The following is a 14,477-nucleotide window of genomic DNA, read 5'->3' on the forward strand; positions in this document are numbered from 1 at the left end:
CGTTGCCGTTTTCTGCGGGCGTTGCCCCTGCCATGGACCGGCATGATTCCCGGAGCACGGCCGGCCGGGCCCGGTGCTAGACCACGACCAGCCTGATCGTCGAACCCTCGGGCGCACTGCCGCCGGCCGGGCTCTGCGAACGCACGGTCCCGAAGAAGCCGCCGAGGAACTCCTCGACCTCTACCTCGAAGCCCAGGGAGTCCAGTTCCCGGAGGGCCTCATCGAGCTGCTTGCCCTGCATGTTGGGCACCTTGACCATCCGTGGACCGCGCGAGACGACGTATTGAACCGTTGTGCCGCGCTCGGCCTGCCCGCCGGCAGGCGTCTGGGACATGACCTGCCCGGAGGGAACCGTGGTGCTGTATTCCTTGCCGGAGGACTTGCCCTTCAGCCCGGCCTGCTTCAATTCGTCCTCCGCCTGCTTGGCGGTGAGCCCGGCCAGCGAGGGAACATCCACCGGAGCGGGCCCCCGGGACACGACAAGTGCGATCTTGCTGCCGCGCCGAAGTTTTTTCCCGGTCTCCGGGTCATGGCCCAGCACCACGCCCTCGTCGACTTCCTCGGAGTACTTCTTCGTGACCTTGCCGGTGGCCAGGTTCGCGGCCTTCAGGTCCTTTTCCGCCGCGGCCTGCGTGCGGCCGGTCAGGTTCGGGACGGAGAAGAGTTCGGGACCCTTGGAAACAAGAAGTTGGAGACCTTGAAATCGGCGGATCGTTTCCCCTGCGGCGGGTTCACTTCCAACCACGAGGCCGCGCTCAAGTTTTTCGTCGAATACCTCGCGGGTGCCGGCCTGCACGCCGGTGGCCGCCAGCCGCTGCACCGCCTCGCTGCCATGGACGCCGGTCAGCGTGGGGATGGTGAACGGGGCTCCGGGCCCCATGCCGAAGAAGATGCTGACGGCCGCAACGAGTGCAGCCAACAGGGTCAGCAGGATCCCGATGAGCCACTTGCGCCGGGCCGGGGACTTGGGGGCCAACTGCCGGGTCGGTATTTGCGCGTCCCTGCGCCAGGCAAGCTCGGCCGCCTTGGCAGTTTTCTTGGCCTGCCTTGCGGAGACAGGCCGCTGGGGCTGCACCTGCAGTGCCTGGGTGTGGCCGCTGTCCGCTTGCACGGCGGCATCGGAGGCGCCCGACAGAACCTGGGTGTGGTCCGGACCGGCCCCCAGCACGGTGGTGCTTTGCTCATCAAGTCCCAGGGCCCGCGTGGGATCCTCGGTCGAGGGAAGGTCCCCGTCGCCGGACCCTGGGGGCAGTGCCACCGTGGTGTCGCCGGAGGCTCGTCCGGCCGCGGCCGAATCACGGTACTCCTGCGCGAGGGCCAGACGGTCGTGCACGGTGGTGTGGGCGGTGGTTGCCGGCGGAATCAGGTCCTTGAGCCCACCCAGGGTTTCGGAGCCCAGATCGAGCTGGTCCTTGGAGAGCGAATCGTGGATCTGCTTCAGGTCGCTGAGCAGGAACGATGCGTTCTGCGGCCGATCCTCCGGATCCTTGTTGGTGCAATATGACACCAGCTCGTCGAGCTCCGGGGAGAGCCCGGGCACGAGCGCGGACGGTGGCGGGACATCGTCGTTGATGTGCTTGAAGGCCAGCCCGTAGGCGCTCTCGGCGGTGAAGGGCTGGCGCCCGGTGAGCAGTTCGTAGGCGATGATCCCGACGGCGTAGATGTCACTGCGCTCATCGGACGGTTCGCCCTTGGCCAGCTCGGGGGAGATGTACGCGGCGGTGCCGAAGAAGTTGGTGGCATTGGTGTGAGCCGAAGCTGCCCGGGCCAGCCCGAAGTCGGCGACCTTGATACGGCCCTCGTCGGAAATCAGCACGTTGGCCGGCTTCATGTCGCGGTGCACGATGCCTTCCTCGTGCGCCACCGATAGCCCGGTGCAAATGGCCTGCAGCACCACCAGCGCCTGGCGCGGGGTGTAGCGGCCGCGCTCCGCGAGGGACTCGCGCAGGTTCAGCCCGCGCACGAATTCCATCACCAGATAGGCGGTGGTGCCCGAGACATGGTGGTCGCGGATCCCCACGATGTTGTCGTGGGTGAGCCCGGCAGCGATGATCGCCTCGGAGGCGAATCGCTCCAGGACGACCGGGTCCGAGGCCAGGTGCGCATGCAGGATCTTCACGGCGACGGTGCGGTGCAGCCTCACGTCCATGGCGCGGTACACGGTGGACATGCCGCCGTCGGCGATGCGGGCATCGAGCCGATAGCGTTCATCAAGCGTCGTGCCTATGCGGGGGTCGGTGTGTGGCTCTGTCACTTATCGATCGTAACCAGTGGTTGGGGGATGGGTGGAGTCCGCAACACGGGGACCGTGAGGTTCTTGCGCTGCCCGTGTTGCCCGGCTTGAAGCCAAAATACAGGTGAGGGGCCGGTTCCCGTGGAACCGACCCCTCACCTCGAGGTGCGGTAAGGCACCGATCTACCTAGGAGGCTCGACGAGCCCGTGCTGCCCGGCGCTTGAGCGCCCGGCGCTCGTCTTCGCTCATGCCGCCCCAAACACCTGCATCCTGGCCGGATTCGATGGCCCAGGCCAAGCAGGTGTCCACGACGGGGCACCGCCGGCAGACACTCTTGGCTTCTTCAATCTGGAGCAGGGCCGGTCCGGTGTTTCCTACCGGGAAGAAAAGTTCCGGGTCCTTGTCCAGACAGGCCGCGCGGCTACGCCAATCCATGCTTGTTGATGCTCCTTGGGTGTAGGAAAAGTGAGGGGGATCGCCCAGCATAAAAGCCGGGGCAAAAGCAGTCCGGCGGGAAAATTGCCATACCCGAACGACTGCCTAACAAGGTTTTCATGTTACGTTCACGTAAACAAGAGTCCTGTGTTGCAAATACCTCCGCATCCTTGAGTGCTTGGTCACAAGCGCCCGAATTTTGACTCCGGCTAACAGGTTTCCCCGGCCGTGACAAGGGTATTTTTTGGCTCGTTGTATGGTCATTTGTCACACCGGACCATGCCTCCGCTTTCGCCTCAGGGATGGTGCCCGTACTAGATTTGTGTCGTGATGAACCAGCCAGCGTCAAAGCCCGTCCGCCCCGCGGTCCAACGCCGACCAATCTCGGTGCTGCTCATTTCGGGGCTTCTGGTCCTTGAAGGACTCGCCGTCCTCTTCTACGCACTGACCTATGCCATGGCGCTGGGCCAGGCCGGCGCCTTGGGCATGGGGGCGCGCATCTTCATGCTCGTGTTGATCGCCGCCGCAGGTGCCTGGCAACTGTTGGTGGCGCACCACTTCTTCAGGGCACGGGCCTGGACGCGGGCGGCCGCCCTGATGTGGCAGGTCTTCCAGATCATCCTGGCCATTCCCTACTTCCAAAGTGGCGATGCGCTGATGGCGTGGCTGTGGCTGGTTCCCGCGGCGCTCGTCGTCGTGCTGCTCTTCGACCCCCGCACCACCGCGTTCCTGGGCGATCGCCCGGCACCGGACGCACCGCCCGAGAGCTGACCCGCGACGCAATCCAGGGACGGAACGGCCCAACACGGTTGGATTAGCGTGTGATGTTCACGCACTGGATCTGTCGGATCGTTCCGCGATCCATGGCCACGGCACGTCCGCGCACGCTCGTGGCGGAGGCAGGGAGCCTGAACCCGCTGGGATCGGCATCCGCACCGAATTGCGGGTCGAGCACCAGGAACGAGCGCTGGTCCCGCAGCACAGCCGAGAGTCCCAGTTCAAAAAGCAGGCGGGCGGCCGGTTCGGCGCTGAGGATCACCTGGAGACGGGCGCCCAGTAGTACCTCGGCGGCCCGTGTGGCCTGGGCGGCGCGCAGGTCGGCTCGGTCCACCAGCACGCGCGCCGCCAGCGGGTGCCGTACGAGGAATTCCTCGGCCTGTGTCGGCAACTCGTCGTCCAGACCCAGAAGCACAGTGTGCCCCGTCCCCGGACCTTCCAGCGCGGCGAGGTGCTCCAAGAGCGTCCTCTTGCCTGCCCCTTCGTGCCCAATGACCAACCCGCAGGGGCCGGGGGACCACAGGAAGGTCCGGTTGTCCGGGCCACAGACCCCGACTGCCAATGCTGGCGGCATCCCCGGGGCACCACGGTGCCCCTCCACCGGCACTGAGTCACCGGTTGCCAGGTCCTCCGAAGACAAGACCTTGGGCAGCGGCAGCGAGCGCAACCAGTTCTCGGCCACAGGCCCGGGAGGCAGCGGCATGGACTCTGCACCGTCGAGCAACTGGAATTCGGTGCCGCGCGAGGGGCCGTCGGGTGCCAGCAGAACGCCCCTGCCCACGTGGGAGGAGACCTTGCGCAGCTGTGGCCACCCCATGAGCACCTCCGGGCCGGCTCCGCGCGGAAAAAACCATCGGGTCTCGCACAGCGAAGCCGCCCGCGAACTTGTCAGGTCCCGGTCCCCGCACACCACCAAGGCGCGTCCCAGCCCAGGTGCCGTGCGGGCAAAACCTGCAAGCAACGCCTCGAGGCCCAGAAACGCGTTGCCGTCCAGCGCCTGGGCCCACCCGCCGAGCCCGCACACCACCAGGAGCAGCGGCTGGACGCACCCGGGGTCCCCGAGCTGTAGCATCAGCTCGGTGATGCGCCATGGGTCACCGGGACCGAAGTAGCCGGACACCGCCGGATTGCCGCGCAGCGCTCCCAAGGTCCCGTTGCCGTCCAGCACCAGGGCCGGCATCCGGAATGCCCCGCGGTTCACGGCGTGGACCAGCAGCTCGGGCACCTGCTCGATGCCGGAGCCCGGCAGCCCGCAGACCATGAGCCGGGCCGTGGCCTGGGGGTCGAAGACCAGGGGGCAGGCCTGCGGCAGGTGCGGGCGATCCAGCATCCCGACCACGCCCTGTTCCCCCGGCACCTGCCGGAGCACCGAACGCGGGATGGCGGGAAGGCGTTGCGGGAGCGCCGCGGAAAACGGGTTCGGGGCGGGTTCGATGTCGCGCTGCCGGTCGCGGATGCAGTCCACCTGCGCGGCCAATTCCCCATCGATCCCGGCCTGCCCGGCGTCTTCTCCTGACGCAGCGTCTGGGGCTGCCGCGGAATGTCCATCGGCCGGCAAATCCTCGCCGAACAGCACACCGCCCAGGCTTGCACCGAATCCCCGCAGGCGGGCAGGGATGCTGGGGCGGGCGTTGACGCGGGCGCGGAACTTCACCGGGGTTTCGCCGCCGCGCCGAAAATACGCCATGCCCGGCGTCGACGCGTCCAGCCGGGCCGCCGCGGCCGAGCCGATCAGGTCGTTGGACTCCGATTCGCCGATGGTGCGCAGCGCGATGACCGATCCGATGTTGGCACGCAGCGGCGCGCTGATCGTCCCGGCCGGCCGCTGCGTGCTGAGTACCAGATGGATCCCCAGCGAACGGCCAACGGTGGCGATGCGGACCACCTTCTCCAGCGCCTCGGGAAGCTCGGTGGCAAAGACGCGGAATTCATCGATCAGCACCACGAGCCTGGGCAGCGGCGGATCGGTGGCGGTGCGTGAGCGCAGGTAGTCGCGGTGGTCGGTGGCCGAATGGTCCGACAGGAAGGCCTCGCGCCGATGCAGTTCGTGCCCCAGCAGGTCCAGGATCCGTTCCCCGGCGGCGGCATCGAGGTCGGAAACGAAATTCTGGACGTGGGGCAGCCCGCACAGCGGGGCCAGCGTCGCACCGCCCTTGAAGTCGACGAGCATGAACGCCAGCGCATCCGGTCCGGTTCCCGCGGCCAATCCCAGCACCAGGGAACGGAGCAACTCGGATTTTCCCGAGCCGGTGGTTCCGGCGACCAGCAGGTGCGGCCCGTCCGCATCGAGATCCAGGCGCAGCCGTCCCTCGGCTGTGTCGCCAATGACGGCATCGGTGCGGGGGACTGTGCGCGGCGTGCCTGAGAGGAGCGGATCCCGGCCGGGATCCGCCGCTGCGGTTTCCATCGGCAACAGCCGCCGGACAGCGCGCGCCAAGGTCTCGAATCCGATCCCTTCCAGGGCCACGGGAAGGTCATGGTCGCGGCCCCCGTTTCCCGGGGATCCGCCCCGCCCGGGGCGGCCCGCCGGCACCGGGTACTCCGTCGACGCGCCTCCCCGCGTTGAAGTCCTGCCCGCCGCGCGCGTGGCGCCACGCCGCGGATTGTCGCGGGCAGGTGGTGCAGGCTGCAGCCATGGATTTTGCTCCCGGCCCGAAGGCTGCAGGACCAGACGGCGGGATTGGCAGTCGATGTGCACCTCGGTTCCATCGCCGGCCGGGGCCGGGCCGCCGCAGTGGAACCACACGGCCAAGCCTGCGTCAGCGGATCCCTGCGGCGCCGGGTGGGCCTGCCGTCTCGCACCCGGCTCGGTGCACAGTACGACCGTCGGGCGCGTGAAGGAGTCCAGCGGCGCGTCACCTGGCTGCACCGCGACTCCCGGAAGCATCGCGAATTCGGCCGGCAGGAATCCGGCCTGCCCCAGCACCACGACCTGCAGCGAGCCCGCACCCAGCAGCGGCAGCCATCGAACCAGGACGCCACGCAGCACCGGGCCCCAACTGGACTCCTGCCCCTGGAACCACACGTTGGCCCCGGCGTGCAGGAGCACCTGAACCGGGGAGTCGGGCAAGATCCCCAGGTCCACGGGCTCCGTGGGCCGCCCGTCGGAACCGGTGCCGCGGGCACTTGATGGCTTCCCATTGCGCCGCCTGCCGATGCGACGTTCGGCGGCCTCGTGGTTGGTTCGGCCCACGGGCCTTGGGACTGGCGGATCGGCGCCCGGACCGGTGCGTAGCCATGCCGCAAGGCGGGCATGCCCGATGACCAGCGCAGGGAATCCCTCCCCATTCACTGCAACACCGTCGGCCAGCCCGGCCGACACCGCGCCCAGGGGCGGGGCGAGGTCCTCGCGCCGTTTCGCATCTTCCGCCGTGGCACGGGCCCAGGCACGTCGGAAACGGGATTTGGCCCGAAGGACCAGCAGGGCGGGCAACCCGCCGGTGAGAAGCGAAATCGCGGAGAAGGCCAGGAAGAACACGCTGCGCGTCATCAGGAACAGTCCCAGGCCCAAGCCCAGCGGCGCAAGGGCCCCGACCAGCAACATCGCCAGCCGGCTTCCCGGTTCCTCCTCGGCAATCGGGACCGGATCCAATGGCCACCGTGCCGGGCCCGGAACCAGCCCGCGTGCCGGAAGCACCGCAAAGCAGCTTTCCCCTGCGCTGAAGGTATCCCCGATGAGCAGGCGCCGTTCGAGGATCGGCGTCTGGGCGAACCACACCCCGTTGGCCGATCCCTCGTCACTGAGCACGATGGAGGTGTCGGTCACCCGCAGCAGGGCGTGTCGGCGAGAGAGCCCCAGATCACCGACGGACAAATCGACGTCGCCGCGACCCAGCGCGTAGACGCCGCGGCGCAGCGACAGCATCCCGCCGGGATCCGGACCGCGCATCACCACGAGCATGGCGGGATCGTTGCCGCCGACCCGGCGGTCGTGCGGGTCCGGATCCACCGGTGAATCGCAAAGCAATAGCCTGCCCTTGGCAGGCAGCCGGGCCACGTCCTCGAGAGCCCGCCCGGCCAGATGCCAGACAATACCCGGCCAATGGTGGGCCAGTGCAGTGGCCAGCCGTGCCCCTCCGATCTCCTCGGCGCCTGACAGCTCCAGGAGCACCGGTTGGGCAAGGGCCGGGGAGGACAGCCGGATGAAGAGTTTCCCTGCCACGTGCACCGCCTTATTACTGCCGACGTTGGTAGTTGCGCCTGTGCCGGAGCGCTCCGGCCATCACCGGCTGCCGGGGTCCCCGGCGTACCCCGGATCCGCTCCCAATCTAGGGTTTCCGGCGGCGCACCGGCGCCGGTTCCGTGCCCGGCTGTGGACGGAACGGGTGCGGGCCCTGGCCGTTTATCCACATATTTGGCAGGAACCTTGAAGCATGCCCGGCGCGCGGGTATGGTCGCGGTATTGCGTCAAGCAACTAACTGGATATCGCCGCTCACGAGCCATCCGGGGGCGCGCCGCAAGGCCACCCCCAGCATCGCCTCCCCGCATGCCTTGGCGAACGGCGCCTCACCCGGTGACCACCGGGCGCGGTTCACGGTAGGGAAGCACGATGGCTGACGGACTGGCGATAGTCGAGGATGAGGTACGCGAACTCATCCGCAGGCACGGGCTTGACCCGACCACGCAGGTGGGCGAGGTCCGGCGGCTGGTTGACGAGGTCGTCCGCGACTACGATGAACGATCCCTGCTCGGGGTTCTGCCGGCACTGGGGGAATTGGGCATCGCCCGACGCAGGGTCATGGATGCAGTAGCCGGACTCGGCGCACTTCAACCGCTGATCGATGACCCCGACGTCGAGGAAATCTGGATCAATGGCCCGAACGAAGTTTTTGCTGCCCGCGGAGGAACCTCGGAACTAACCTCAATCAGGCTCCCCGAGGCCGAGATCCCGGCACTTGTCGAGCGCATGCTCAAGTCGTCCGGGCGGCGCCTTGACCTTTCCCAGCCGTTCGTTGACTGCCAGCTGCCCGACGGCTCGCGACTCCACGTGGTCATCCCCGACATCACCCGCAGGCACTGGGCCGTGAACATCCGCAAGTTCATTGCGCGGGCCACCCGGCTCGACCACTTGGTGGAGCTCGGCTCGATGTCCCGGCAGGCGGCGCTGTACCTGGACACCGCGGTCGGCGCCGGGCTGAACGTGCTGGTTTCAGGCGCCACCCAGGCGGGGAAGACGACGATGCTCAACTGCCTGGCCTCCTCGATCGGCAGTCGCGAGCGCGTGGTCACCATCGAGGAAATCTTCGAACTCAAGATCAACCTGCGCGACGTGGTGGGCCTGCAGACCCGGCAACAGAACCTGGAGGGGCACGGCGAGATCAACATGCGGCGGCTGGTCAAGGAGGCACTGCGCATGCGCCCGGACCGCCTGATCATCGGAGAGGTGCGGGAGGCCGAATCCCTGGACATGCTGATCGCCCTGAACGCCGGAATCCCCGGGCTGGCAACGGTCCACGCCAACTCGGCGCACGACGCGCTGACGAAGATCTGCACGCTGCCGCTGCTGGCCGGGGAAAACATTTCCTCGGCCTTCGTGGTTCCAACCGTCGCCGCGTGCATCGACCTGGTGGTCCATTGCCGGCGCGATGCCGCGGGTAGGCGCTTCGTCGGGGAGATCATGGCGCTGGGGCGCCGCGTGGAAAACGGTGCGATCGAGACCACGACGCTGTTTGAACACGTCGAAGGAGTGCTTGAACTTCAGCCCGCCGCCGACCTGGCGCACCCAAAGTTGCTCGACGCCGGCATCGACGTCGCGGAGCTGGGGCGGCTGGTGGCATGAGCATTTTCCTGGGTCTGACCCTCGGCTTCGGTCTGTTGCTGGTCTACCGTTCCTTCACCGCGGTGGCGGGGGCGGGAAACCGGGCCGCCAACGGGCGGATCGAAATCCTGTTGCTGCGTGCGGGCCTGGACAAGGTCACCCGGGGAGGATTCATTTCCGCCTCGATCACCGCCGGTGTCATCGTCGGGCTGATCGTCCTAATCCTTACAGGCGCGCCGTTGATTGCGCTGACCTTCGCCGGGTTCGGGACAGGTGCTCCGTGGGTGCTCGTGGCGCACCAGGCCACCAAGCGCGCGGCGAACCTGCGCGAGCAGTGGCCAGACGTCGTCGACCACCTGCGCTCGGCGATCCGGGCAGGGATGTCGCTGCCGGAGGCGTTGACCCAGCTGGGCCAGCAGGGGCCGGAAGCGCTGCGCCCGGCCTTTACCGACTTCGGGCTGGACTACCGGGCGACCGCTCGCTTCAACGACTCCCTCGAGCGCCTCGCGGCGCGCCTGGCCGACCCGGTAGCCGACAAGATCGTCGAGGCGCTGCGCATCACCCGCGAGGTCGGGGGCACCGACCTGGGGGAAATGCTCGGCACTCTCAGCTCCTTCCTGCGCGATTCGGCCCGCACGCGCGGGGAACTCGAGGCCCGGCAGTCCTGGACGGTGTCGGCGGCCCGGCTGGCCATCGCCGCCCCGTGGGTCATCCTGCTGCTCCTGGCCAGCCAGCCCGCGGCCGTCTACGCCTACTCGACGGTCACCGGGATGCTGGTGCTCGTCGGGGGACTGGTGGTGTCGTTCATTTGCTATCGGGCAATGATGCGCATCGGACGCCTGCCCGAGGAAGAACGGGTATTTCGATGAGCACCACCACGATCCTGTCCCTGGTGTTGGGGCTGTGCCTGGGCAGCGGGCTATGGCTCGTGCTCGTCCGCATCCCGGCGATGCGCCCGGTGACCTTCGCCCAACGCGTGGCCCCGCACCTGCGGGCAGGCAGGAACGGTTCCCGGATCCTCGTCGAGCCGCTCGCGGCGCAAACCCCCTTCGGGCCGCTCGGTCGCATCGTCGGCCCGGCCCTGGCCGACGTGGCCCGGATGTCACAGCGACTGAATCCTAGCAACGAGGCGCTGGCGCGGCGCCTTGCGCGGGCCGGACTGCGGATCGGCGTGCTGGATTTCCGGGCGCAGCAGCTCTTGTGGTCGGCCGGGCTGACATTGCTCGGCGCCGCCCTGATCGGCCTGAACATCGTGGCCGGGCGCTTCAACCCTATGTTGGCGCTGGTGGTCCTGGTCTTTTGCGCGGTGGGTGGCTACCTGCTGCGTGACTGGTATCTGGGGGAGCAGACCACCCGGCGCAGCAAGCGGATACTGAATCAGTTCCCCACGATCGCCGAGCTCATGGCGCTGGCGGTGGCCGCGGGGGAAAGCACGGTGGGGTCGATCGAGCGGGTGGCCCGCACCTCCCGGGGCGCACTGAGCGAGGAATTCGCGCTCACGCTTGCCCACGTCCGCGCCGGTTCGACCCTGGCCGGGGCACTTGCTGACATGTCCGACCGGATCCAGCTCACGGCGATGACACGCTTCGTCGACGCCATCACCGTGGCCAGCGAGCGGGTGTCAAAGGCCCATTGTCGGCATTGAATTCAAGCTGAGCCTAAGATGCCTTGGTCATACGTCCTGAAAGCTGGAGGGCGCGTCTCTCCTCGGATGAAACTGACTGTAGTTAGGGCAACTTTTTTGCATAGCTGAGGTTACGATTGCTTCATGCAGGGGGAAAATTCATGAGCGTAGGGGCACACGTTCTACGCGGGTCGCCTGAACGACTAACGAACCATATGGAAGCATTCCAAATCGGATACCTTCGCGCTGTGGCTGCAGCAGCGGGGTGCGTAATTGCCGGAAACCCTGAAGTTGATGAAGGCGTCGACATTTTACTTAGTCACCGTTCATCGAGTCATTTGCAGGGCCGAACAGCGTACTTAGCCGTTCAACTGAAATCTACGACACAGTTCGCCCTGGACGGGCCCGATTACATAACCTCAAACATGCGCCAGGACCGCTACAACGAGTTCCGGAGCCCGAACAAGACTGTGCATCAAATTGCAGTTGTTATGTCGCTTCCGGAGGAACAATCTGATTGGATAGCGGCAAGTCGTGATTTTCTCACTGTTCGACACTGTTCGTACTGGGTGAACCTGTCTGGTGCAGCAGTGAGTAGCGCAGCAAGACCGAGTTTTCGAGCGCCACTGTCGAATATTTTCGATGACGTTGCACTTTGCGGAATCATGGAACGAATAGGGCAAGGCGGAAAGCCATGAAAGTTGATCAGAATCAAGTCGACTTGATGGCGACATTGTTGGATCATTTCGACTGGCACCGTGTCGGAGGGATGCCTGGACTATTTGACGTGTGGGCGGCCGCGGACGGTCAGAATGAAATTGTCCTGCCGCGGGACCCGGCGCGTGCGGATTTTGCAAGGCTACTGAATGTGGCAACACAGGAAGTGTCTGCACGTCTGGGAGGCGAAGCAAGTCGCTACTTCGAGCTTTTGAAAATTAGTGAGGCAGCCGCCCTCGAAAAGACACACTGGCAGAAACAAACGAGCGTCGCCGCGGGCCTAATTCCCTGGGACCAGGGCGAAACTTTGTATGCGTCAGCGCGTGGCATGTTACTAGCATCGGCGAAGTCCACTCGTGAACCTAAGATGTACCACGGTAACTCCAGCGCGTTTCTGGCGAAGCGTTTCATGGAAGAATGCTTGATGGGTCAGACCGCTGTCGGGAGTTTTATCATCACGGCGCATACCCCATCTGATAAGAGGTTCCATCTTTCCAAGACGTCTGAAGATAATGCCCACACCGCTGCGCCGAATCAGATACAGACGGCAAGCGGACGGGAAATCATGGACACTTTCGAACACGGTCTTGAGCTGGCACGGGAGTGCCTTGACCAATACCGGACGCGGCCTAATTTGGATGTATTTGTTGAAGCCGTGCCGCTCGGATTGTCCTATGAATTTGTCAAAGCCCTTGGAGAGACTGCACGGGACGGAGACGCAGCAATCGAGGTAATCCGCGGCGAGCCCTCACGGCAGCGAGCTCAACATGAGTTCGTGTTCAAAGCGGTTGAAGCGCCGATCCTGGATAAAGTCGCGGTCCGTTTCTCGCAGGCCTATGAGCCTACAGACGTTACTCTTTCCGGCGATGTTGTTGTTCTGAGCCACGTAGCTAGCTCCGAGGACCGTGTAATTCGGCTCCATACGGACCCCGGAAGCTACGTCAACAGGGCTCGCGTGCGATTGAACGCTGAGCAGTATGCTGTTGCACTGGAGGCCCACCGATCTGATCGCAGGATACAAATATCCGGGCGACTAGAACGAGAGGGAAACGTTTACTGGCTCTATGCGCCGAACAACATCAGGATTATTGGCGAGACTCGGCCTGGCTTTGAAGCGGAAACCCTCTTTTAGGTAGCCGATATGGCCCCATGCTCTTTGACGTTAGGGCCGCAAGGCCGTGGTAACGGCTGTGGCTATTTCTGTGATTGCTTTGGCATCATTGGCCTGAACACCCCTGCTCGTAGTTTGGAGCTGGGGCGGTCCGCCGAATGTCAGTCCGGCGAACTTCTCGCGTATCGAATCCTTGAGGGTTTCATCCTTGATGCCCCCGAGATAAGATTCGAGGGTTTTCAGTTGAACACCAAGGCTTCTGGACCACACTTCGATTCGTCTGTGGTGGCTGGCTAACCGTGAGCAGTAGAGTCCAATTCCGGCGAGCCCGCCAGCTACCAACATCTTCTTGACCACACTGCTCCAGAACTCAAGCGGTGAACTTCCCGCGGCTGTCGTGCCAAACCATCCTACGTTCCAAGCAATGAGAGCTGCTCCAACGGTAGAAACACCAAAGAGTATCAATGCAGCATTTCGAAAGAAGAGTTCCTTCTCAGCGTGGTCCTCAGCCAGCTTCTCGTAATTTCCCGCCATTACGTTATCGGCGGCGCTGGCGGCGAGGGTCTGTACTTCATCTCGAATTTTCGTAATTAGTGCTTTTTCATCAAGGGCTAGGTCGACCATGCTGTTCAGGGTCACTTCTGTTTCGGCATACTCGATGACTTTAGCCTCCAAGTCGGAGACGGCTTTGTGAAGTCGATTTACATGGGAACTGAGCTGCTCAGCTCGCATCTCGGCGGCCTTTGCGCGTTCCGCGTGAATGTCCAGTTCGGTTTGACTGGTTTCGAGTTGAGCGCGCAAGAGTTCGGTTTCGCTCACGGAGTTCTCCACGTATCGGTCAAATTCTGAGTCCACCACGTCATCTGACGAAGGCCGAGAATAGAGGTTGACTGCCCTTGTTAGGTCAGAGATAGCTCTACGAACTGCACCCGGCATAGCTCTGTGGCGCGCCGAGCCTTCGCGAACCATAGCACTAAGAAGTTGATTAAGGTCTTGAAGCCCAGGGACGAAGATTTCCCGAAACTCGATCAGGTATTCTTCCCGAGGAATGATGGCGGCAGCCGTCTTGCCGAGGCTCAATAGTTGTTGTGTCACGGCGTCTTGAAGTGGAAGCTGGGAACTGCCCAATGCATCCCAGAAGGCCTCACTACTGATTAGACGATCAAGATACATCGCAATTGTATGGATGGCTTTTACATCGCGTGGAGGACCGTCTATGGAGCGAGCTGAGGCTTCTGTCTTGTCCATGAATTCAGTTAGATTTCGAACAGCTGCGCGAACTTCAAGGTTCGCCAAGCTACGTTCCGACACGTTTACCTCATTTAAGTATTGAGGCCGTCAAGCCCCCCCGATAGCCCGGACCCCCCGGTGCTCCTCGAATCTTAGCTCCGAGCGCCAATGATCCGCGAAACGGCTCACGTGAGTCGTCTGCCTGTTCCAACGCGCAAGCGGCAATTATCATGGTGCGCACAAGTCGGAGGGAGCGGCGATGGAATGGGATGACACGGACGAAGAGTTCGTTCCGGTGGCAATTTTGGAAGACGGTGACGGCGCGCGGATAGAGGTGTACGCCGACGGATCGTATGTCACTAAGCGCGCGGATGGAGGGCTCCTCTAGCTGAAACATAACCTTCGAGGACGGTTCGTTTGTCACCCGTCGTCGTGACGGAGGTGGACAGATGCAGACAAGCTCGCCTTCGACTTGACCGACAATAACGAACTGTGCGAATACTCGGTGTATGTCGATCCCGCCAGGACCAATACCGACTAGCGGGCTGAACGGTCCTCGATAACGCGCAGAAAGCCCCCTCGGTGGAAAA

General features: G+C 64.5%; 10 protein-coding genes. 6 read left to right on the top strand and 4 right to left on the bottom strand.

The features are described 5' to 3' along the window. Window positions 1-76: 76 nt before the first annotated feature. Together AC6CHY_RS17345 and AC6CHY_RS17350 are read right to left on the bottom strand one after the other, a co-directional pair. Window positions 77-2,254 (bottom strand): Stk1 family PASTA domain-containing Ser/Thr kinase, encoded by a 2,178-nt coding sequence (locus tag AC6CHY_RS17345; RefSeq protein WP_498227538.1) that lies wholly within the window; start codon window positions 2,252-2,254, stop codon window positions 77-79. Between the two features lie 166 nt (window positions 2,255-2,420). After that, the gene (locus AC6CHY_RS17350) at window positions 2,421-2,669 is read right to left on the bottom strand and encodes a WhiB family transcriptional regulator (RefSeq protein ID WP_007271814.1); all 249 of its coding nucleotides are present in this window, start codon (window positions 2,667-2,669) and stop codon (window positions 2,421-2,423) included. Between the two features lie 327 nt (window positions 2,670-2,996). Here AC6CHY_RS17350 and AC6CHY_RS17355 point away from each other — a divergent pair, with 327 nt between their 5' ends. Further along, the gene (locus AC6CHY_RS17355) at window positions 2,997-3,440 is read left to right on the top strand and encodes a hypothetical protein (protein WP_498227539.1); all 444 of its coding nucleotides are present in this window, start codon (window positions 2,997-2,999) and stop codon (window positions 3,438-3,440) included. A 43-nt stretch (window positions 3,441-3,483) separates the two neighbouring features. Here AC6CHY_RS17355 and AC6CHY_RS17360 read toward each other — a convergent pair whose 3' ends face one another. Next, a complete protein-coding gene (locus AC6CHY_RS17360; RefSeq protein WP_498227540.1) occupies window positions 3,484-7,608 on the bottom strand; it encodes an FtsK/SpoIIIE domain-containing protein in 4,125 nt (1,374 codons plus the stop codon). Window positions 7,609-7,996: 388 nt separating this feature from the next. Between AC6CHY_RS17360 and AC6CHY_RS17365 the strand changes: the two genes are divergently transcribed. The 5 genes from AC6CHY_RS17365 (at window position 7,997) to AC6CHY_RS17385 (ending at window position 12,678) form a co-directional block, all read left to right on the top strand. Beyond that, the gene (locus AC6CHY_RS17365; protein ID WP_217389937.1) at window positions 7,997-9,226 is read left to right on the top strand and encodes a TadA family conjugal transfer-associated ATPase; all 1,230 of its coding nucleotides are present in this window, start codon (window positions 7,997-7,999) and stop codon (window positions 9,224-9,226) included. Continuing rightward, window positions 9,223-10,074 carry a type II secretion system F family protein gene (locus AC6CHY_RS17370; protein ID WP_217389936.1) on the top strand — a complete coding sequence of 284 codons (852 nt, stop codon included), beginning with the start codon at window positions 9,223-9,225 and terminating at the stop codon, window positions 10,072-10,074. Before AC6CHY_RS17365 ends, AC6CHY_RS17370 begins: the two co-directional genes overlap by 4 nt. Continuing rightward, window positions 10,071-10,850: a type II secretion system F family protein gene (locus AC6CHY_RS17375; RefSeq protein WP_498227541.1), complete on the top strand. Its 780-nt coding sequence runs from the start codon at window positions 10,071-10,073 to the stop codon at window positions 10,848-10,850. Before AC6CHY_RS17370 ends, AC6CHY_RS17375 begins: the two co-directional genes overlap by 4 nt. A 194-nt stretch (window positions 10,851-11,044) precedes the next feature. Then, window positions 11,045-11,527, top strand: coding sequence for a DUF4365 domain-containing protein (locus AC6CHY_RS17380; RefSeq protein WP_498227542.1), 483 nt, complete (start codon window positions 11,045-11,047; stop codon window positions 11,525-11,527). Beyond that, window positions 11,524-12,678, top strand: coding sequence for a hypothetical protein (locus tag AC6CHY_RS17385; protein WP_498227543.1), 1,155 nt, complete (start codon window positions 11,524-11,526; stop codon window positions 12,676-12,678). The genes AC6CHY_RS17380 and AC6CHY_RS17385 overlap by 4 nt, the downstream gene beginning before the upstream one ends. Before the next feature lie 30 nt (window positions 12,679-12,708). On the opposite strand, the gene AC6CHY_RS17390 is transcribed toward AC6CHY_RS17385, so the two are convergent. Beyond that, window positions 12,709-13,905, bottom strand: coding sequence for a hypothetical protein (locus AC6CHY_RS17390; RefSeq protein WP_498227544.1), 1,197 nt, complete (start codon window positions 13,903-13,905; stop codon window positions 12,709-12,711). Window positions 13,906-14,477 lie beyond the last annotated feature (572 nt).

This window comes from Paeniglutamicibacter sp. GQ140 (assembly GCF_059759235.1).